The sequence below is a fragment of the Stecheria intestinalis genome, from assembly GCF_009696165.1.
In the GTDB taxonomy this organism is placed as follows: Bacteria; Bacillota_I; Bacilli_A; order Erysipelotrichales; family Erysipelotrichaceae; genus Bulleidia; species Bulleidia intestinalis.
Genome location: NZ_VUMN01000020.1, coordinates 1 through 20,136, shown reverse-complemented (window position 1 = coordinate 20,136; position 20,136 = coordinate 1). Strand labels below are relative to the sequence as shown.

The following is a 20,136-nucleotide window of genomic DNA, read 5'->3' as shown; positions in this document are numbered from 1 at the left end:
AGCAGCAGATCATGAGCATAACATGATCCGGCTGCTGCATTTTCTGTCATAAGGAGAATCATTGCTGCCTGCATCAGCGGGGTGCAGAATGAAAGTTTCATTCCAGCAGACCGTATTGCCGGTATTTCTCCAGCATCATCCGGTACAGAAGACGATTTCCGAAGTACTGCCGATAGGTGGCAGTCTTTTCCTTGCCCTCGGCTCTGAGACGGTCCATTTCCTTCTGCTGTGCATCTGCCTGCACTCTGATCTCTTCCAGCATGTTCTCAAATGCGCGCAGTCTGTCCCTGTCGTTCTTTTCCATATCCTGACTCCAGCCATTCTTTCAGAACGGCTGCGTTGTTCATAGCAGTGTCTTTCGCTGCATAGAGCAGCGTCACATTGCTCGTCTGCAGCTTCTCGTTCACCATCGCAGACAGGGTCTGTGCCTGCTGATTTCCGGAAAGCTCCTTGAGATAGCGGGCGCGGAATTCCTGGAAGCGTTCCGGGTCATGTCCGAACCACTTTCTGAGTTCCGGCGACGGAGCAATTTCCTTTGCCCAGAGATCGATTCCGGCATTTTCTTTCCGGATTCCTCTTGGCCAGAGGCGGTCTGCCAGGATCCGGAATCCATCGTTCTCTGCTTTCGGTTCATAGATACGCTTGCATAAGAGTTCACTCATATTCTCACCTTCTCATTCAATGTGAATTCATTCTTCCGATAGGTAATCAGTCCGTCTTTCTGCATCTTGGAAAGTTCATTGGAAAGTGCGCTGCGGTCCACACCGAGATAGTCAGCCAGCTGCTGACGGTCGAACGGAATCAGAAAATGAGAGCTCCCGTTCTTCAGGGCCTGTTCGGAAAGATAGGAAAGCAGACGATCCCTGATCCCCTTCGGAGCGATGTGCATCATGCGGCTGGAGAGTCCGAGGTTCTTCTTTGCGGAGATCGAGAGCAGATTCTGAATCAGGCGGTTATGGAAGGAACATGCTTTCGAGCAGGTCGAGGAAAGCTGTCTCATGTTCAGAAACAGGATCTCGCACTCTTCGGCTGCGACCACATCGCAAAGCAACTCCTGACCAGGAATTGATGCATAATTCTCGGCAAAGATCTGACCTTTTTCCACATGTCCGAAGATGTTGCTGCTGCCCCAGTAGAAATTCACGACGATATTGACGCTTCCTGATTCCACCAGGCCGATCTCCGCGGTCGGACTGCCTGCCCGCAGGATGACTTCGTCTTTCTGATAATGCTTTTCCCGGGCGCCGAGACAGGACATCATCGCCTGAATCTCTTCTTCCCGGATGCCATGGAAGAGAGGTGTATTCTGCAGAAAGAAATTATTCATGATTTTCCTCCTTTTGTTGTTACACCAACATCTTTGTATTCCAGATTATAGGATACTGAATCTGCAAATACAAGGAGGACTTCATTGATGGAGAACGCGATCGTAACAGAAAAGACGCTGGTCGGAGAATTAGTAGAAAATTACCCGGAAACAGCAAAAGTGCTTTATGGAATCGGCATGTACTGCCTTGGCTGCCCTGCTTCCCAGGGTGATTCCGTAAAGGATGCCTGCGAGATTCACGGGGTAGACCCTAGCATTGTCGTTCATGCGCTGAACGAGAAGATTGCAGAGTTCAGAGGGTAATCAGGATGAGTGCAGTATTAGGGCCGATTCACTACTGGCTGTATGGCAAGATCGGAAACCAGGAAGAGCTGACGGCAGAGATTGCGGATCTTGCAGAACAGAATGGCTGGATCGAGGATGCAGCGCACTATCAGAAGAGTTTGCCTGCTCTTGAGACCGTCATTGATGAAGGCAATATTCATGGCTGGCTGCAGGCACAGATCAATGATGCCGAAACCCGCTATGCGGATCTTGTTACGAAGATTCTTGCAGGAGATGAAGCAAGGATGGACGCATTGCTCAAAGCTGCAGAACAGTTCGGAGAGCAGCATGCCGTAGCGGCGGGTTCTCCTGAAGAAGCATACAAGGCGTTAGATGACTTCTTCGTGAACGGGATGCCCTGCGATCGGGTCAATGTGAAAACCGGATCGGACGAAGATCATGTTTCCTGGGAGATGACGCAGGATATTCACGGGCAGTACTGGCATGGCACAAGCGCGCCATACTATGCTCTCAGAAGAAGTGTCATGGAAGGAATGCTGAAGAATTCCGGTTATGTGCTGAATGCCGGAGATGATTTCCATTATTCCATCATCACAGAATAAGGAGGAGTGAAAAATGGATAGCAAGATGTTTTGTTTTCAGTGCGAACAGACTGCTGGCGGCACAGGCTGCCGGGGCTGTGCAGGCGTCTGCGGAAAGAGCTATGAAGTAGCAGATCTGCAGGATGATCTGACCGGTGCGCTCATCGGCCTTGCCAGAACTGCTGAGAAAAGCGGGAACGCTGCCAGCAGCACGTATCATCTTCTGATCAAGGGGCTCTTCACCACGATCACCAACGTGAACTTCAATGAAGAAACCCTGAAGGTTCTGATCGATGAGGTCCATGCCGAGAAGAACCGCATTGCTGAAGGCCCGGCCGCAGCTGAGGATTACCGGATGGAAAACGTCTGGAATGCAGATGAGGATATCCGTTCCCTGAAGTCTCTGATTCTCTTCGGTATCCGCGGCATGGCAGCATATGCATATCATGCTGGTGTTCTCGGCTATACGGATGAAACGGTCAATCAGTTCTTTGTCAAAGCGCTCTGTGCAATCGGCGAAGATCTGGGCATGAATGAGCTGCTGCCGATTGTCATGGAAGTCGGGCAGGTCAATTACAAGTGCATGGAGATGCTGGATCGGGCAAATACCGAGACCTTCGGAAATCCTGTTCCTGTCACGGTTCNGCTGAAAGTAGAAAAAGGACCGTTCATTGTGGTCTCCGGTCATGATCTGTATGATCTGAAGCAGCTTCTGGAGCAGACAAAGGACAAGGGAATCAATATCTATACCCATGGTGAGATGCTGCCGGCGCATGGCTATCCGAAGCTGAAGGAATACCCGCATCTCAAGGGCAACTTCGGTACTGCCTGGCAGCATCAGCAGAAGGAGTTTGCTGATATTCCTGCTCCGGTAGTCTTCACGACCAACTGCCTGATGCCTCCGCGCGAGAGCTACAAGGACAGAGTGTTCACAACCGAGGTTGTTTCCTATCCGGGATTGGTTCATATCGGCGAAGACAAGGACTTCACGCCGGTCATTGAGAAAGCACTCGAACTTGGCGGATATGCAGAAGATACGCAGTTTACCGGCATCAATGGCGGCACGAGCGTCATGACCGGCTTTGCGCATGGCACGGTACTTGGAATTGCCGACAAGATCGTTGAGGCTGTGAAGAAGGGCGAAATCAAGCATTTCCTGCTGGTCGGCGGATGCGATGGTGCAAGACCTGGCAGAAATTATTACACCGAGCTCGTCAAGGACTCCCCGGATGATACTGTGATCCTGACACTTGCCTGCGGCAAGTACCGGTTCAATGATCTGGATCTTGGCACTGTGGCTGGATTGCCGCGTATTCTCGATATGGGTCAGTGCAATGATGCCTTCAGTGCTATCAAGGTTGCCCTGGCGCTGGCCGATGCCTTCGGCTGCGGGGTCAATGAGCTGCCGCTGTCCATCGTGCTTTCCTGGTACGAGCAGAAGGCTGTATGTGTACTGCTGACGCTGCTTTCGCTCGGCATCCGGAATATCAAGCTCGGACCTACCCTGCCTGCATTCATTTCTCCGAATGTTCTGAATTATCTGGTCGAGCAGTACAATATCGGTCCGACCGGAACTGCCGAGGGTGATCTGAAAGCGATTCTCGCATAAGCCATGAACGAGCAGGTCGGAAAGGTATTCTCGATTGCGGCGGATAATTCTCCGGTTCCCGGATGCACGATCTCGAAGGAGGTCCAGGGCGGAGAGAATTCCATCACTTACTTCTCCCTGGCGGCAGGAACGGATATCAGTGCAGAGATTCATCCATACCATAAGCTGCTGATCGTCGCCGATGGAGATCTTGAGGTTTATGGAACCGGGAATGAGGCCAGAGAGCTCAGGACGGGTGACAGCATTGTCACCGCCGCGGATCAGGCTGTCGGAATGAGAACGGTCAGAAGCGCAGTATATACAGAAATTGCAGTGAAGAGAGGCGATATCATGAATGAAGCAGTGAAAGCAGGAGAAGTATTCCAGCTCAAGGATCTGGTTCCTTATGCAGAGGGACGGATTGTCAACATGGATGTGGTTCACAATGAGAAGATGAAGTTCGTCGTCATGGCGTTTGATGAAGGAACCAGTCTTTCCGAGCATGCTGCTCCGGGAGAGGCAATCATCTTCGCTCTGGATGGCGAGGGAGTGATCCGCTATGAAGGAGAGGACCACCTGATTCATGCAGGTGAGAACTTCCATTTTGCCAAGGGCGGTCTGCATGCAGTGAAAGCAGTGAAGCAGTTCAAGATGGCACTGCTGCTTACTTTGGAGTAATTTCGTGAGGGAGGAACAATATGAAATATCATGTCAATGAAACATGCATCGGATGCGGACTCTGCGCAGGTGTCTGCCCCGAAGTATTTACCATCAATCAGAATGGCGTATCCGAGGCAATTGAAACGGATGTTCCGGAAGAAGCCCTGGAAAGAGCAGAAGAAGCGATGAAGAGCTGCCCCGTCGGAGCGATTGAGCAGAAAGACTGAAAACCAAGCATTGCAATAAGACCTCTGAGCAGACTGTTCAGAGGTCTTTCTTTCGAGGGGGTCATCCGCGATTTCCTCCGGGGTGATTGCGTGCCGCTCGTGATACTGAACAGAGCTGTGCCCTCTTCTGTCTCTGAGAAGATCTGGAAGACTCCCTGTCCTGGGCGAGCTGTTCCTGCATGAACCAGTCTCCTGGATGGAAGAAAGGATCAGGATGAGAAGCCCCTTCAGAAAAGCGTGACTTCAAGTCACGCTCAGTCCTTTTCTGAATTTCCCGAGAAATGCTTGTTCGGTTCCCGGCACCCTTTTACAAACGGGCATCTGCTGCATTCCGGGTTGCGGGCATGGCAGATTCTCCGGCCGAAGAAGATCATCTGATGATGAGTCCGGATCCAGCGGGCTTTCGGAATCTTCCGGCGCAGATGTTTCTCAACAGTCAGAAGATCATCCTCCGGATCCGCAAAGCCGAGTCTTCTCGAGATGCGGCTGACATGGGTATCGACAGCGATAGATGGAACGCCATAGCATTCTGCAAGAATGACATTCGCACACTTTCTGCCAACTCCTGGCAGAGTCATCAGGTCTTTCATATTGTCAGGAACCTTGCCGTCAAAGCGTTCAGTGATTCCCTCTGCCAGACCATGGATCGAGACTGCTTTATTATGATACAGACCTAAGGAACGGATATAAGGCTCGATCTCAGAGACCTTCGCAGCTGCCATTGAAGCAGCGTCCGGGAAGCGTTCAAAGAGAGCCGGACTCACCCGGTTGACGGAAGCATCCGTGGTCTGAGCAGACAGCACAACCGCAACGGCAAGCTCATAGGCATTGCGGTGATTGAGTTCGCAATGAGCATCCGGGAACATCTGATCAAGCTGTTCTAGAATTTCGGAAGTCTTCATGTCCTTTTCCCTCTTCAATCTGTTCGGCAGTATAGCCCTGGGCTTTCCAGCGATTCAGAATGCGTTCCACATATGGGAGACTTGCCTTCTGATACATGCTGGCTTCGCGCAGTGCCAGAAGCAGCAGCTTGCGGTCTGTGGTGCGGGAAAGCTCGCTGATCTTCTCCATCTCGGCATGAGAGAGCTGGCGGCGGAATTCGGTTTCAAAGGTATCGAAGAGCGGACTGTCCAGGATCTGCTCTTCTTTTGCAGTATCTGCGGAAAACAAGCCATCCAGCCGGAATACCACCCGGCTGCTGGAAGCGCGGATTTCAAGATATTTCTTGGCACAGAGAACGGAGACGGCAGCATCTACCTTTTCTTTCTCCATGCCTGTGGCAGCTGAAAGAGAGTCGATGGAAATCTCCATGTCATGTTCACTCATGAAATCGATCATCAGGGCAAGGACTGCTTCTTCGGGGCTTAAGCCAAGCAGGCCGAGATGATCCAGTATCCAGTCACGGCGGTTCACAAACCGCTGTTCATACCATTTCTGCATGTAACGTTCTCCTGAAGCGTATTACCAATTATCGCAGAACCTTCCTGCAAACTCAAGACAGCGAAATTGCATGCAGAGTATGCGGATGGTAGAATAATGCAAGTAACGAACTATGCTGAAAAGAATTCTGTTTACGCTGCTGACATTGCTCGTCATCTACAGCGGAGTAGTGCTGGTCTACCGCCTGAATGAACCCGATGTGGTCGAATCGCCTGGATCTGCCTATATGACTGAAAATGCTCTGGATTATGCGACGCTGAGAGACTACACCTTGAGTTCAGGAGAATCCACGCTCCACTATTACTTTTTCTGCAGCTACGAGAACAATGACTGTCTCTACATGGAGAATACGGTTCTGAAGGATGCGGAATCTGAAACCGGACTGGATCTTCGGAACATGATCGAGTATGTCGATATCACGGACCTGGAAGCAAACCTTTCGACGAATCGTCTGAAACAGGAATGGGATGTCGCAAGCTATCCTGCCTTCGTTGCCTGCCGGGTGCGCAATGGCATGATCGAGATCAGCAACACCTTGCAATGGAATCCTTCCAGTCCGATCAGCACGTCTGATCTCATCCGGTGGCTGGAACTGAATAATCTGTACGACGGGAATTCCTGAGAGCAGTCTGCGGACTGCTTTTCTTCTGCAATCTGCTGCTGATCAGGCAGTCCATTCTTTTTTCATTCCGAATGAAAGCTGTCAGCAAGATCCTGCAGAGGGACTGAGAACGGTTTTGTCCTTATCGGACATTGCTCATCACCAGTTCACCCTGCCCTTTTTCTGAGAAGAAAGGCAGGCTCTGATCAGAACCTGCCTGTGTTCATTCCTTTGTCTCCGGCTGAGAATCGCCTTCGAAAGATACAAAGGGCTGGTCTCCCCAGAGTTTCTCGAGTTTATACTGCTCGCGGGCTTCGGCCGTGAAGATATGAACCACGACTTCATACAGATCCACTAGGATCCAGGTGCTGCCGTGTCCTCCTTCCTGCACGCGGACCGGATAACCGTGCTTTGAAGCTTCTTCCTGCACTTCATATGCAAGACTTTCCGCATGTCTCGGGTTGCGGGCAGTGACGATGACAAAGTAATCCGTATACGGATTGACATTGCGCATGTCGATTGCAACGATGTGTTCTCCGAGTTTCTCTGAGAGTTTCTTTTCCGTGAGTTCGAGTAATTCTGCCATTCATTTCCTCCGCATTCAGGCAAGCATTTTCAGGCCCATCACAATCATAGCAACATACGCGAGTGTTTTGGGCATCATGAGCATTCCGATCATCGGGTGCTTCTTTGCTTCGAGCGTGACCGGAATATAGCAGGCAAAGCTGATCAGGATCGCAATCGGCATGCCATGCAGGGAATCGTCATAGTTGTTTCCTGACATCACGAACAGGATGATCACTCAGATGCCGGTGACCAGGAACGGAAGGTTGCGGTACAGCGACCATTTCCGGTTTCCTTCATAAGAGTACCAGTTATTCTCTGGAAACAGGCACAGGATGATCCGCAGGACCGCTGAAGCAAAAAGCAGGAATACGAGAACTCCGGATGGCTGAAGATCCGGATACTGCAGACGCCAGATAGCGTACAGGATCAGGTAGAAGACCGTCATCGTGATGGATGACACCTGCAATCCGAGGCCCAGGTTGTGCTCGGTATGTGCTTCTTCGCCATGCAGAGCACGGCGGATGCGAGGGACGAGGTGAAATGCATCCCCTGCCCCGAGTTCCAGGGCAAGGAGCCCGTACAGCATCAGTACCGGCGTATTTCCTTTCCCAAGCAGAATCATTCCTGCGATGAGATCAAAGAGCAGATAAGCCGTATCGAAGACTGCTTCGAAGCGGGATCCAGGAGAAGATTTCTGATTCATGCGAGATCAGATCCATGTCCTTTCAGGTATTCCAGGCTTTCGGCCTTGACGAGCTCAAAGCCGGCTTCGAGATCCCGGCAGGACAGTTCCATTTCCTTTGTGCTGTCATAGCCTCTGGTCGGTTCGATCTTATCAGCAATGTAGAGAATCATGTCCAGAGGTGCATTGCCATCGCCGAGGGTGTGATGATGGATGGCCGAAAGAATGGCATGGTCATGAAGCCCCATCTCCCCTTTCAGCCAGATCGGGGCCGTCCAGCTATGCCAGATCTTAGGAGAATAGCTGAGCTTTTCAGGATCATAGACAGAAAGCAGCTTCTGTGCTTCTGCGTCGGTCCATTTCTTCGTGATGTCATGCAGCATGCCTGCTTTCCAGGCTAGCTTTGCATCGAGATGATTGGCTTCGGCGATCTTCTCTGCCGTCTGGGCAACAGATCTGGAGTGAGATGCCCGATGAGCAGTGCAGCGGACCTCCAGCATCTGATCCAGGTAGGCATTGCTTTCAATCAATGCTCTCTGAATGCCAGGTGCTGCTTTGCGGAAGATGCCGGAGCGAACTTCGGCTTCCTCTGAAGCATCGAGTTCTGCAATCACGGTATCCCTGGACTGAAGCAGGTCCTTCAGGCTTTCAGGAGTTCCTGCCGCAAGCTTCCGGTAAGGAGAAAGGGCCAGGTTCAGAAGACGGATCCGTTCTGCTTCGGGAAGAACGGCGTCCCCTTCCGTCATCAGAAAGACAAAGCGGAAGGAGCCCTGTCTCTGAAACGAGAGGGCTGCCTTCAGTTCCGATTCCGTGATCGGATCAAAGGGAGCTTTCAGGATTGCGATTCTCATGGCAGGATGATTTTCGGATCGTCTGCCTTGCGGTAGAGGACGATCGTGCGGCCGATGATCTGCACGATTTCAGAGTGCGTATTCATGGCCAGATCGAACGCGAGTTCCTTTACTTCTTCCGGAGCGGTCTTCAGGACTTTGACCTTGATGAGTTCATGGGTATTGAAGCCGTTATCCACGGTGCGGATCAGATTGTCGGACAGAGCGTCCTTGCCGATCTGGAACATTGCCGGTTCCGAGGATGCGAGGCTTTTCAGATAACTTTTCTGCTTGGAATTGAGCATATTACAGCATTGCCTTTCTGAAGGTGATATTGACAGATTCCGGTGCCTTTGCAGTGATGGTCTTCACATTGCCGGATACACAAGCCCAGCCAAGACCGTCAAAGACGACGTCTGTCTTTTCTTCGTGTTTATGAATAGAGAGCGTATGGAACTGATTCTTCAGGGGAACCGGCTTCAGCAGTTCGCCATAGTGTTTCTGCCAGAGTTCATCGGCTGCTTCTGCTTTGCCGCGATGAAGATCGAGGCGGTCGCTGAGATACCAGGCAACCGTTGCGTGGTCGGCGCCATAGACATCCAGGCGGGCCAGTCCTCCGGCTGCGAAGCTCTGATTGCCGCGGACCTGGTAGATCTGAGGCTTGATGGTACGGGCAGGAATGATGGTCTTCAGATCTTCTTCCTTTACGTCCATGAGCATGCTGTGCTGGATCTCGATGCCCGGAGTATCGATGAACGGAATGCCGTCGATCTCGAGTTCATTGAAGTCGAGGGTCGTGCCGGGATATCGGGAGCTTGCCAGGATCTGGCTGCCGGCGAGTTCATTGAGCAGCGTGCTCTTGCCGGAGTTGGCTCTGCCCATGACAGCGACTTTTCTGCCATCGGCATACTTGTGCACGGCTTCCATGATCTCTTCTTTTCCTTCGTGGCGGATGCCGGAAGTGAGGATCAGTTCCCGGATGTGAATGCCTGCTTCCTTCAGTCTCGAAAAGACGAAGCGGGCAATCTTCTCATGGTTGAGAGTATCGGGAAGCAGATCCCGTTTCGTGCAGATCAGGATGAGATCCTTGCCGGCAAGTTTCCGGCTGAGCCCGGGAATCATGCCTGCTTCAAAGTCGAAGAGATCGACGGTCCAGAGAATCAGGACATCCATGTCTGCTAACCGGTTCATGACCATGTCCGGATCGATGCCGGTGCGCATGGAGATCGTGAGATCGTCATAATGCATCAGGCGGAAGCATCGCTGGCAGTAAGAACTGCCCTCTTTCGGGGTATAGCCAGGTGCTTTCGGATCAGTCGTCTGCAGCACTGCGCCGCAGCCTCGGCATACTGCCATAATCAATTCTCCTCGCTGTCAAAGAGAGACAGCTGTTCTTCATCGTCATGGACCTTTTCTTCCAGTCCTGCCGGACGGTCGATGATGCGGCATTCTTCGATGCCGCTCTGGAAATACCAGTTCTGCTTCAGTTCCACTGGCTGGCCGAAGGTTGCGGTGACGGGCTTGAGCGGAATGTCAGCGGCTCTGACTTCCTTGCGGTCCGGATCATAGAAGCATAAGGTCTGTCCGGAAGCAGCGGGTCTGACCAGAGCGAGTTCATGCGGGTTCGTCTTGACGCGCTTCGCGATGAGGTTGCCTCTGGACGGGCGGTTGTTGACGGGGATCTCCTCGAGCTTCACGCGCTTCATCAGGCCGTCTTTCGTGACTGCCAGCACGGCATTGTCATGCTGGGTAATCGTGCAGGCACTGACAAGCACATCGCCTTTTGCGAAGTTCTGGGCCCGGACGCCGCGTGTACGGACGCCCTGCACCGGTACCTGTTCCAGGTCGTAGCGGGTCGAGAAGCCGTCCTTCGAGACTAAGAGCAGGGCATCTTTCGGATAGGCAAGGAATGCTCTGAGGAGCTCCTGCCCTTTGGTCATCGTGATGGCCGTCACGACTTTGCTGTTGCGCTGGATCTGATAGTCGCGTACCGGGGTTCTCTTGATCTGGCCGCCGGAGGTGATGGTCACGATCCAGGCATAGGTATCGAAGCTCTTGACGAGAATCGCGCTACGGATCTTGTCGTCACCGTCGATGCGTGCGATCTTGTTCAGATGCGAGCCGATGTCTTTCCATTTGCCGTCGTCGATCTGCCAGACCGGCACATAGGCATAGTTGCCGTGAGACGTGAACAGCAGCAGCGTATCAGTCGTATCGCATTCGATGGAACCGAGGTATTCATCGCCGTCCTTGAGTCCGGTTTCCTGACCTTCAGAGGCTTGGACGGAGCGGAGGCTGACTTTCTTCAGGTAGCCGTCGCGGCTTACCGTGATCATGACGTGTTCGCTGGCAATCATCGCGGTCTTGTCGATGACGATGTCGCTGACCTGCTTTTCAATGCGGGTGCGGCGGGGATCATCATACTCCTTTTTCACGGCTTTCAGTTCCTTCACGATCACGGAGCGGAGCACGTTCTTGTTTTCGATGATGTCAGTGACTTCTTCGATGCGGTTCGTGAGATCGGCAAACTCATTGCGCAGTTCCGTGATATCGGTATTCGATAACCGGTACAGGCGCAAAGTCACGATGGCTTCTGCCTGCGGTTCATCGAAGCCGAAGCGGGCCATCAGATTCTTCTTGGCGTCGGCTTTGTCTTTGGACTTGCGGATGATCGCAATGACTTCATCGAGGATCGAGACTGCTTTCATGAGTCCTTCGATGACGTGGCAGCGGGCTTCCATCTTCTCTTTCTGGAACTGGGAGCGGCGGAGCACGACTTCCTTGCGGAAGTTGATGAAGGCATCCAGCAGACCAATCAGGCCGATCTGGACCGGGGTCTGATCGACGATGGCGACATTGTTGTAGTTATAGTAGATCTGCAGATCCGTATTCTTGTAGAAGTAGTTCAGGATCATCTGGGCATCGACGTCCTTGCGGATATCGGCGACGATCTTCAGTCCCTGCCGGTCGGATTCATCGCGGACATCGAGGATGCCGTCGATTTCTCTGGACAGACGGATGTCGTCCATCTTCTTCACGAGATCGGATTTGATGACTTCGTACGGGATTTCCGTGATCACGATCTGATTGCAGGTCTTGCCTTCTATGATGTCGGCTTTGCCGCGGACAACGATTCTGCCGTGTCCGGTCCGGAAGGCTTCTTCGATGCCTTCGGCACCCTGGACGATGCCGCCGGTCGGAAAGTCCGGTCCGGGAATAATGTCCATGAGTTCGGACAGCGAGCATTCCGGGTTGTTCAGACGGTAGATCGTGGCATCGATGACTTCGCCGAGGTTGTGCGGCGGCATATTTGTCGCATAGCCGGCAGCGATGCCGGTAGCGCCGTTGACGAGCATGACCGGGAACGGAACCGGCAGCACGGTCGGTTCCATTTCGGTATCATCGAAGTTCGGAGTCATCTCGACGGTGTTCTTATCGAGGTCGTCTTCCATGACTTCGGTAACTTTTGCAAGTCTGGCCTCGGTATAACGCATGGCGGCAGCCGGGTCGTCATCGATCGAGCCGTTGTTGCCATGGATGTCGATCAGCGGCAGACGCACTTTCCAGTCCTGCGACATGCGGACCATCGCATCATAGACAGAGGTATCGCCATGCGGGTGGTAGTTGCCGATGACCAGACCTACGGTCTTGGCGCTTTTGCGGTATGGGTGATCCCAGGTATTGCCGTCATGGTACATCGCGTAGAGAATTCTGCGCTGGACCGGTTTCAGGCCGTCGCGGGCATCCGGGAGCGCACGCTCCTGGATGATGTATTTCGCATACCGGCTGAAGCGGTCGCTCATGATGTCTTCGAGCAGCGATGGGATATATCTGGTATGATCCTGCAGTTCTTTCTTTCTTGCCATTACTCTTCCACCTTGAAATCATCTTCGAGTGTGAATGAGATATTATCTTCAATCCACTTCTTGCGCGGGGCAACTTTCTCGCCCATCAGCACGGAGACGCGCTTTTCTGCCAGAACTCCGTCATTGATATTCACCTTGATCAGAGAGCGGGTCTCTGGATCCATAGTCGTCTCCCAGAGCTGGGAAGCATTCATCTCACCAAGTCCCTTGTAGCGCTGCACTTCGATCTTGCCGAGCTTCTGCCGGCAGGCATCGAGTTCGTCATCGGTATAGCAGTATTCCAGAGTCTTGCCTTTCGTCACGCGATACAGCGGCGGCAGAGCAATATATACCATGCCATGCTCGATCAGCGGCCGCATGTAGCGGTAGAAGAAGGTCAGCAATAAGATCTGGATATGGGAACCGTCATCATCGGCATCGGTCATGATGATGATCTTATTGTAGTTGGATTCCTGCCAGTCGAAATCCGGCCCGATGCCGGCTCCGATGGCATGGGTCAGCGTGTTGAGCTCGAGGTTCTTCTCGATGTCGCTCATCGTGCATTTCTCCGTATTGAGCACCTTGCCGCGCAGCGGGAGAATTGCCTGGAAATGAGAATCTCTGCCCTGCTTGGCAGAGCCGCCTGCAGAGTCGCCCTCGACGAGGAACAGCTCCTTGATCGAGGCGTCTTTCGAATTGGCCGGAGCGAGCTTGCCGGAGAGCAGTTTCTCACCTTTGTTTGCTTTCTTTCCCTTGCGGGCTTCGTCTCTTGCCTTGCGGGCTGCTTCTCTTGCCAGGCTTGCTTTCATCATCTTGCGGACGAGCGAATCGGAAAGGTCGCGGTTCTCTTCGAGCCAGAATGCAAGCTTCTCGGAAACGACAGCATCCACCGCATTCTTTGCCTGCGGGGTGCCGAGTTTGCCTTTGGTCTGGCCTTCGAACTGAAGGATTTCTTCCGGTACGGTCACTGAAATGATGGAGGTCAGGCCTTCGCGGACATCAGAGCCTTCGAGGTTCTTGTCTTTTTCTTTCAACAGCCCGTACTTCCTTGCATAGTCATTGACTGCCTTCGTGAACGCACTCTTATAGCCGATTTCATGCGTGCCGCCGTCGCTCGTACGGACAAGGTTGGTGAAACTGTACGTATTCTCCTGATAGTCATCCGTATACTGGAAGGCGATATCTGCCTTGATGGCCGTCTTCGCATCGACCTGATAGGTGCCGCTGAATTTGACGGGCGGCATCAGAACCGTGCGGTCTTCGTGGAGATAGTCCAGGAAGGCGATCAGCCCGTCTTCATAGCAGAAGGTTTCCGTAACCGGCTTCTTCCCGCGCAGGTCTCTGCAGATGATCGAGATTCCGGAAAGCAGGAACGCTTCTTCCCTGGCCCGTTCCAGGACAGTATCAAACTTGAATTCCGTCGTCGTGAAGCAGGCCGGATCAGGCTTGAAGGTCACCCTGGAGCCATGCCTGGAGGTAGGGCCGAGATCTTCGAGCTTGCCGATCTTCTTATCACCATGTTCAAAGCGCATGCGGACAAGCTTGCCGTCATGGGCTACTTCTGCGACCAGCCATTCGCTGAGGGCATTGACCACCGAAGCACCGACGCCATGCAGACCGCCAGCCGTCTTATAGCCGCCTTCGCTGGTGAACTTGCCGCCGGCATGAAGCACCGTGAAAATGACCTGCAGGGTATTCACGCCGCTCTTGTGCATGCCGATCGGCATGCCGCGGCCTTCGTCTTCGACCGTGCAGGATCCATCCGCATTCAGCGTGATGGTGATTTTCTTTCCATATCCGTTAAGGGCTTCATCAATGGAGTTATCCACGATTTCCCAGATCAGATGATGCAGGCCATGAGAGTCGGTCGAGCCGATATACATGCCCGGACGTTTGCGGACCGGATCCAGACCGTGCAGGATCTGAATATCATCATCTTCATATCGTTTTGTCTGTGTCATAAAACTCCTTCACAATCCCGTCTATTATAGCAGAATTCTGCTTGCTGGCTGTTTCGTCCCCTGGTCTTCTGCTATTCTTCCTGAATAGGGCAGGATGCTGCGTTCAGGCGGCAGGCAGGTACCAGAATCACTGCAAAAAGAACCGGCATCCATAAGAGACCGGCCAAAAAGATCTTCTCTTTCCAGCTCAGTCTGCAGAAAGCCGGCCATAACCAGAACAGACAGAGGTACCGATGCGATGCAGATCTAGCTGCTATTCTCCGCTGAGCGTTACTTTTCCGATCCGGATCGGGCAGGTGCCGATGCCATAGTTTCTCAGATATTCCATCGGCCTGATCACTGCCTCAGAGCCGACTTCGCTGATCTCTCTCAGCATGGTGCGGAAATTGCCGCTCATGGTCAGTCCCCGTACCATGCCGCACTCCTTTCCATCTCTGATCCTGACCGCATGCACCGGAACGCTGAAATCCCCCGAAGCAATGTTCAGGGAATGGAACAGATCAAAGTATTCCGTGATCAGAAAGCCATCTCCCATATGTGCTTCCATCTCTTCCAGAGACGAAGTCCCCGGAAGAATGCAGAAATTCTTCGGCGTCTCCTTGATATCGGTCGGAATCATTCCGGAAAGCAGCGGACGTCTTCCTGCATTTCCAGTCGGCGGCACCTGCAGAAGCTCTGCGCTCTTCAGACTGCAGATCGGCTGCACGAAAACTCCGTTCTTCACGACGGAAACCGTCTGTCCTTTCGTCCCTTCCGAATCCAGGAAGGCCGGAAAACCGCCGTCTGGATCCGGGGTATCTATGATGGTCAGAACGTCTGAAGATACCTTCTGACCAATCTGTCCAGAAAGACAGCTGTCCCCGCAGGAAAGCTTTCCCCCGGAGAAGATCTGCCAGGCAGTCATGAACATCTGACCGGCAGCCTGGGAAGAAAGAATCACCTCATACGAACCTGCCTGCGGCAATACGGCCGGAATCATGCCTGCCTGAAGACGGCGGACAAGTGCTTCCGCGATGCCGGAAAGATCAAATTCCTCCGGGTCGGATGACATGCGTTCTTCCTTCACTGCCAGATCCTCCCCGGCCAGAGTAACGGAAAGCAGATAGACCGGTGATGTAAAGCCTCTGTCCATTCCCATTCGATTCACGGTATGCTGACCATATGTTTCTGCGGTCAGCTCCAGCATGCATTCCGTCTGATCTTTCCAGGTACCGATCTTCGCGGCAATGGATGCGTCCATATTCATCGCAAGCTGCTTCAGCTCTTCGATCGTCTCGGGTACTTCCTGATCCCTGGACCATGTCTCTTCCGAGGCAGAAAATGGCTCAGGATCTTCGGTGGAATACAGGCTGTTTTCATAGGCCTGCTTCAGAAGTCCGGCGGCATCTTCCTCAGGATCCTCCGTATAGGCATAGCCAGTATGTTCACGCTTCACCCGCACGAAGATCTGCACTGAGGAAGTTTCCTTCACCCCGCTGATCTTTCCCTGTTCGATCTGCACTGAAATCCTCCGATGGGTTTCTGCATTGACTTCTGCATCCTTCACCCCTTCCGGAAGATTCCTGAAACTCTTCTGATACGCATCCAGACTGATCATTCCGTACCTCCGACATTCATTTCGCTGATCCGGAACCGCGGTTCAGAATTTGTTGTCATCACCAGCCCGGAAGAAGCACCGCAATAGCCGCCGCCCTCTTCAAAGACGAGTTTCCTGCCGACGCGGTCAACCCGCTGAATCAGCTCAGAAGCATCTCCGCTCAGCGTGATTCCGGAAATCGGCTCGGCAAGTCTCCCGCCGCGGATCCGGTAGCCGTAATTCACCGCCACGGAAAAATTCCTGCCGCTTGACCCTCCTCCGACTTCCGTTACATAAATCCCATCAGAAAGAGAAGAAATCATCTCGTCATCATCATCCTCTCCTGGCGCAAGATACGTATTATGCATTCTCGCACATGGCGCATACGTATAGCTCTGCCTGCGTCCGGATCCGGTAGAGCCGGTACCGGTCAGTCTGCCCCCGAGAATGTCTGCCATCTGCAGGACCATCTTCCCGTGATCAATCAGGATATTCTTCTGAGTCGGATGCCCTTCATCGTCCATGCGCTCAGATCCGCACAGCCCCGGGACTGATCCATCGTCAATCAGCGTGACCTTTCTGCTGGCGATCATCTTTCCTCTGCTGTTCCAGAACGGTCCCGACTTCCCCGCCTCCGTTTCCAGATTATGTCCGCAGGCTTCATGCCAGAAAACGCCCGGACTGCCTTCGCCGAAAACAACCGGCAGCACGCAGGACTTCATCCCGGGGGCCTGAAGTCTCTTTTCAAGTCCCTTCACGAAACCCGATGCGAATGGAATATGCTCGCCTTTCTCAAACGCCTCATACCCTGCCGGCCGGATGAAATCCCCGAAGGAATAGACCTGCCGGCCATTCCAGCCCACGGTTCCGGCAAGCCGCACTCTGGTGAATACTCTCGTATCAGAGACATTGAGTCCATCGCTGTTCAGGATTCTGACCTGCTGCGTCTGGTCAAAGTAGGTCAGCTCCATGGACTGAACCTGTACCCCTGAGGTACGGACCGCCTGGTCCATTTCCTGTAGGCGGAGCACCTTCTGATCTGTACCGACCTCTTCCGGAATGATGCGCACAGGGCAGACCGCTTTACCGGATACCGGAAATGCATTCCTGTTTCCTGACCAGCCGGCTGTTTCCGCATCTCTGATCAGCATCGACCCTGTTTCCGCAAGCGACAGCAGTCCCTGTCTGCTCAGATCATTTCCATACAGATAAACTGAAGAAGTGCCTTTCAGAAGATGCAGACCGACCCCGCAGATATGCAGGCTTGTCACGCCCCCGATGACGCCTTTCGAACATCTGATCTTATTGTCATGCCGATCTTCAAAAAACAGTTCAGCGAAATCCGCCCCGGTCGCTGATGCTTTCTCAAGTACCTCGCGTGGTTCCCATATTTCCATATATGTTCTCCTTTCGAAGATCGTTATCACCAGTTTATCGAGCCGGCGGAAGAAAGCAACCTGTTTCACAAAAAAAACGTGCTTCCGGAATGTTCCGGAAACACGCAGAATCCTGCTTATTTCGCTGTTTTTCTCGTAGCGAGATAGCCAGCCGCAGAAAGTGCAGCGACATTGCCCTGCCCAGCCGCCTTGATGTACTGATATGGGAGGCCTGCAATATCTCCTGCAGCATAGAGACCCGGAATCGAAGTGCTCATATCAAGCTTGACCTTCACATGCGGACCATCGGTCTCAAGACCAGGCACCAGCTGGCCTGGGGCTACGGCATCACGCAGCACGAAGATGCCATCCACCTGGTATTCGTTTCCGGCAGTCTTCAGAGCAGTGACCTTCTGATCGCCGAGAATGGATACCGGGCGTTCCCGGATGACGGTTACCTTGTCATTGGTATGCACCTCTCCCTGATACAGCGGGAAGTAAAGAACTTCCTCAGCATATTCCGTCAGGAAGTCTGCTTCTTCTTCCTCTTTCTCGCTGCCGCCGATCACTGCGGTCTTCTTTCCTTTATAGAAGGCACCGTCGCAGGTAGCGCAATAGCTCACGCCTCGGCCGAGGAATTCTTCTTCGCCAGGATAGGGCTTGCCGGCAACGACACCGGTCGCAAGAATCACGGTATCTGCTTCATAGGAATCCTTCGCTCCCTGAAGCGCAAAGTAGTCTCCCATCGAATAGATGCCCGTGATCTGATCTTCGGTGAACTTCACGCCCATCGAGACCGCATGGCTGATGAATGCTTTCTGCATCTGTTCGCCTGAGATCTCCGGAAGTCCGAGGTAGTTATTGATCTGATGTGCTTTCTGAACTTTCAGACTGCTCTTTTCAGAGCCGAAGACAATGATATTCTTCTTCCGCACCAATGCGGTAATTGCGGCTTCCAGCCCAGCCGGGCCAGTACCGATAATCGCGATTTCATAACGCATATCTGTTTCCTCCATTCGGTATGTTTACTCTAACCGAAAAATGGTGATCCGTCCTGCAATCTGCCCGGACTATTTTCCGACCACCCGGAAATTCTTCCATTTTCCGCTTCTCCATCTGGCACAGAAGAAACAGATCCGCACGATCCAGTCGCAGTACATCGCAATCCAGATCCCCTGGGTTTTCAGGCCAAGCACCGTTCCGAAGAGATACGCCCCGACAATCCGGACACAGAACATGGAGCCGACCCCGACTGCCATCGTGAACCTGGCATCGCCAGCTGCCCGGATGGCATTGGGCAATACGAAAGCAGGCGCATGCAGCAAGGCGGTTGCCGCAAAGCACAGAATCATGATCCTCTGTACTATGGCGGCGGTTTCCGGGGTCATCTCATACATCTGCATCAGNAGCGGCAGAGAGATCCAGCAGAGGACGCACTCCAGAATTTCAGCAACCCAGGCAATCTTCACGAGCTTTCTTCCGTAGAATTCTGCTTCCTCATAGCGGCCGGCGCCGACGCATTGGCCGACCGCGGTCATGATCGCCAGCCCCAGGGCATTATCAGCGATATAGCAGAGATTGCCGAGTCCGTTTGCGACCGCATTTGCGGCAATTTCTGAAGTTCCGTAGGTACTCACGAAGATCGTGACGATGATCCGTCCCATCTGGAAGAGGCCGGATTCCACGGCATTCGGAACCGCCATGGACATGATTCTGCGGAGCGTCGGACGATCTGCCATGAAGATCTGTTTCCAGCGGATGCATAGCTCGTTTTCCGGATCGAAGCAGAGACGGAACATGATCATGGCAGCGACTGCCCGTGAGACCAGGGTCGGCCAGGCAACACCCGCCACGCCAAGGTGAAGCACATAGACGCCGAAATAATTTCCTGCCACATTGATGACATTCATCAGGATCGAAGTATTCATGATGGACTTTGTCCTGCTCATGGAGCGATACAGCGCGCAGCAGCTGTTATACATGCCGAGAAACGGAAATGATAAAGCAGTGATGCGGAAGTAGGTCACACCGGCATCCATGACTTCCGGACTGATGCGGGCATAGAGCAGCGTCAGGATGTTCCGGGCAGAGAAGAAGCAGACTGCCCCGAGGATTAGCGGAATCAGAATCGAGATCATGATCAGCTGGGATGCCGAAAGATCTGTCTCCTCTCTTCTGCCATACCCAAGATACTGAGAGGTGACGACCGAGCCGCCGGCCGCCAGGGCATCCATGACTGCAATCACGAGCCAGTTGACTTCGTTGACGATCGAAACGCCGGAGATGGCTGCTTCGCCAGCTGAAGAGACCATGACGGTATCCAGCATGCCGACCAGCATCACCAGCACCTGTTCCACCATCAGAGGAAAGATCAGTTTTCGTAGCTGAGTGTCTGTGAACATGATTCTAATTCTACGACGATGCGGCGTTTGGAAACCAGAGAAATCAGGAGTTGCTGAGGGCGACTTCACTTGTAAAAGTTAACGCAACCCCAGTATTGCATTAAGTATGTCTGAACAAGAAGTTATAAAGGGCTTGCATTAAGTAGATCTGAAACGGTTCTTCCTTTAACATTTAGATATCAGCCAGA

General features: G+C 52.9%; 23 protein-coding genes. 6 read left to right on the top strand and 17 right to left on the bottom strand.

Annotated features, from left to right (window positions below; all coding sequences use genetic code 11):
* Positions 1 to 97 precede the first annotated feature (97 nt).
* The 3 genes from FYJ51_RS08650 to FYJ51_RS08640 are packed head-to-tail and all read right to left on the bottom strand — an operon-like array spanning position 98 to position 1,327.
* On the bottom strand, positions 98 to 304 hold the full coding sequence (locus FYJ51_RS08650; protein ID WP_105304173.1) for a hypothetical protein: 207 nt from the start codon (positions 302 to 304) through the stop codon (positions 98 to 100).
* Positions 267 to 662, bottom strand: a complete 396-nt coding sequence (locus tag FYJ51_RS08645) for a DUF488 domain-containing protein (RefSeq protein WP_154504999.1) — start codon at positions 660 to 662, stop codon at positions 267 to 269. The genes FYJ51_RS08650 and FYJ51_RS08645 overlap by 38 nt, the downstream gene beginning before the upstream one ends.
* Positions 659 to 1,327 carry a Crp/Fnr family transcriptional regulator gene (locus FYJ51_RS08640; RefSeq protein ID WP_154504997.1) on the bottom strand — a complete coding sequence of 223 codons (669 nt, stop codon included), beginning with the start codon at positions 1,325 to 1,327 and terminating at the stop codon, positions 659 to 661. The genes FYJ51_RS08645 and FYJ51_RS08640 overlap by 4 nt, the downstream gene beginning before the upstream one ends.
* Before the next feature lie 87 nt (positions 1,328 to 1,414).
* Here FYJ51_RS08640 and FYJ51_RS08635 point away from each other — a divergent pair, with 87 nt between their 5' ends.
* The 5 genes from FYJ51_RS08635 to FYJ51_RS08615 all read left to right on the top strand — a co-directional run bounded on the left by FYJ51_RS08635 (position 1,415) and on the right by FYJ51_RS08615 (position 4,668).
* Entirely contained in the window at positions 1,415 to 1,630 is a 216-nt protein-coding gene (locus FYJ51_RS08635) for a DUF1858 domain-containing protein (protein ID WP_154504995.1), read from the top strand.
* A gap of 5 nt (positions 1,631 to 1,635) precedes the next feature.
* Entirely contained in the window at positions 1,636 to 2,214 is a 579-nt protein-coding gene (locus FYJ51_RS08630; protein WP_154504993.1) for a hypothetical protein, read from the top strand.
* Positions 2,215 to 2,227: 13 nt separating this feature from the next.
* Positions 2,228 to 3,802: a hydroxylamine reductase gene (gene hcp / locus FYJ51_RS08625; protein ID WP_235897262.1), complete on the top strand. Its 1,575-nt coding sequence runs from the start codon at positions 2,228 to 2,230 to the stop codon at positions 3,800 to 3,802.
* 3 nt (positions 3,803 to 3,805) lie between these two features.
* Positions 3,806 to 4,459: a cupin domain-containing protein gene (locus FYJ51_RS08620; protein ID WP_105304178.1), complete on the top strand. Its 654-nt coding sequence runs from the start codon at positions 3,806 to 3,808 to the stop codon at positions 4,457 to 4,459.
* Between the two features lie 20 nt (positions 4,460 to 4,479).
* The gene (locus FYJ51_RS08615) at positions 4,480 to 4,668 is read left to right on the top strand and encodes a ferredoxin (protein WP_105304179.1); all 189 of its coding nucleotides are present in this window, start codon (positions 4,480 to 4,482) and stop codon (positions 4,666 to 4,668) included.
* Between the two features lie 254 nt (positions 4,669 to 4,922).
* Here FYJ51_RS08615 and nth read toward each other — a convergent pair whose 3' ends face one another.
* Positions 4,923 to 5,570, bottom strand: coding sequence for an endonuclease III (gene nth, locus FYJ51_RS08610; RefSeq protein ID WP_154504991.1), 648 nt, complete (start codon positions 5,568 to 5,570; stop codon positions 4,923 to 4,925).
* Positions 5,539 to 6,108, bottom strand: a complete 570-nt coding sequence (locus FYJ51_RS08605) for a DnaD domain-containing protein (RefSeq protein WP_154504989.1) — start codon at positions 6,106 to 6,108, stop codon at positions 5,539 to 5,541. Before FYJ51_RS08605 ends, nth begins: the two co-directional genes overlap by 32 nt.
* A 112-nt stretch (positions 6,109 to 6,220) precedes the next feature.
* On the opposite strand from FYJ51_RS08605, the gene FYJ51_RS08600 reads away from it, so the two are divergent.
* Positions 6,221 to 6,730, top strand: coding sequence for a hypothetical protein (locus tag FYJ51_RS08600; protein ID WP_105304182.1), 510 nt, complete (start codon positions 6,221 to 6,223; stop codon positions 6,728 to 6,730).
* A 202-nt stretch (positions 6,731 to 6,932) separates the two neighbouring features.
* Here FYJ51_RS08600 and rsfS read toward each other — a convergent pair whose 3' ends face one another.
* The 12 genes from rsfS to FYJ51_RS08545 form a co-directional block, all read right to left on the bottom strand.
* Positions 6,933 to 7,295 carry a ribosome silencing factor gene (gene rsfS, locus FYJ51_RS08595; RefSeq protein WP_105304183.1) on the bottom strand — a complete coding sequence of 121 codons (363 nt, stop codon included), beginning with the start codon at positions 7,293 to 7,295 and terminating at the stop codon, positions 6,933 to 6,935.
* Between the two features lie 15 nt (positions 7,296 to 7,310).
* Complete coding sequence (locus tag FYJ51_RS13735) at positions 7,311 to 7,493, bottom strand: hypothetical protein (RefSeq protein ID WP_235897261.1); 183 nt, start codon at positions 7,491 to 7,493, stop codon at positions 7,311 to 7,313.
* 18 nt (positions 7,494 to 7,511) lie between these two features.
* Positions 7,512 to 7,979, bottom strand: a complete 468-nt coding sequence (locus FYJ51_RS08590; protein WP_235897260.1) for a hypothetical protein — start codon at positions 7,977 to 7,979, stop codon at positions 7,512 to 7,514.
* Positions 7,976 to 8,809 carry a bis(5'-nucleosyl)-tetraphosphatase (symmetrical) YqeK gene (gene yqeK / locus FYJ51_RS08585; protein WP_154504987.1) on the bottom strand — a complete coding sequence of 278 codons (834 nt, stop codon included), beginning with the start codon at positions 8,807 to 8,809 and terminating at the stop codon, positions 7,976 to 7,978. Before yqeK ends, FYJ51_RS08590 begins: the two co-directional genes overlap by 4 nt.
* On the bottom strand, positions 8,806 to 9,093 hold the full coding sequence (gene yhbY, locus FYJ51_RS08580) for a ribosome assembly RNA-binding protein YhbY (RefSeq protein WP_105304185.1): 288 nt from the start codon (positions 9,091 to 9,093) through the stop codon (positions 8,806 to 8,808). Before yhbY ends, yqeK begins: the two co-directional genes overlap by 4 nt.
* A gap of 1 nt (position 9,094) precedes the next feature.
* On the bottom strand, positions 9,095 to 10,144 hold the full coding sequence (gene yqeH / locus FYJ51_RS08575; protein WP_154504985.1) for a ribosome biogenesis GTPase YqeH: 1,050 nt from the start codon (positions 10,142 to 10,144) through the stop codon (positions 9,095 to 9,097).
* 2 nt (positions 10,145 to 10,146) lie between these two features.
* Positions 10,147 to 12,654: a DNA topoisomerase IV subunit A gene (gene parC, locus FYJ51_RS08570; RefSeq protein WP_154504983.1), complete on the bottom strand. Its 2,508-nt coding sequence runs from the start codon at positions 12,652 to 12,654 to the stop codon at positions 10,147 to 10,149.
* Positions 12,654 to 14,594, bottom strand: a complete 1,941-nt coding sequence (parE, locus tag FYJ51_RS08565; RefSeq protein ID WP_154504981.1) for a DNA topoisomerase IV subunit B — start codon at positions 14,592 to 14,594, stop codon at positions 12,654 to 12,656. The genes parC and parE overlap by 1 nt, the downstream gene beginning before the upstream one ends.
* Positions 14,595 to 14,847: 253 nt before the next feature.
* Complete coding sequence (locus tag FYJ51_RS08560; RefSeq protein ID WP_154504979.1) at positions 14,848 to 16,191, bottom strand: TldD/PmbA family protein; 1,344 nt, start codon at positions 16,189 to 16,191, stop codon at positions 14,848 to 14,850.
* Positions 16,188 to 17,567, bottom strand: coding sequence for a TldD/PmbA family protein (locus FYJ51_RS08555; protein ID WP_154504975.1), 1,380 nt, complete (start codon positions 17,565 to 17,567; stop codon positions 16,188 to 16,190). The genes FYJ51_RS08560 and FYJ51_RS08555 overlap by 4 nt, the downstream gene beginning before the upstream one ends.
* Before the next feature lie 116 nt (positions 17,568 to 17,683).
* Positions 17,684 to 18,547: an NAD(P)/FAD-dependent oxidoreductase gene (locus FYJ51_RS08550; RefSeq protein ID WP_204378604.1), complete on the bottom strand. Its 864-nt coding sequence runs from the start codon at positions 18,545 to 18,547 to the stop codon at positions 17,684 to 17,686.
* A 69-nt stretch (positions 18,548 to 18,616) separates the two neighbouring features.
* Positions 18,617 to 19,906 (bottom strand): MATE family efflux transporter, encoded by a 1,290-nt coding sequence (locus tag FYJ51_RS08545; RefSeq protein ID WP_456243040.1) that lies wholly within the window; start codon positions 19,904 to 19,906, stop codon positions 18,617 to 18,619.
* Positions 19,907 to 20,136: the final 230 nt, after the last annotated feature.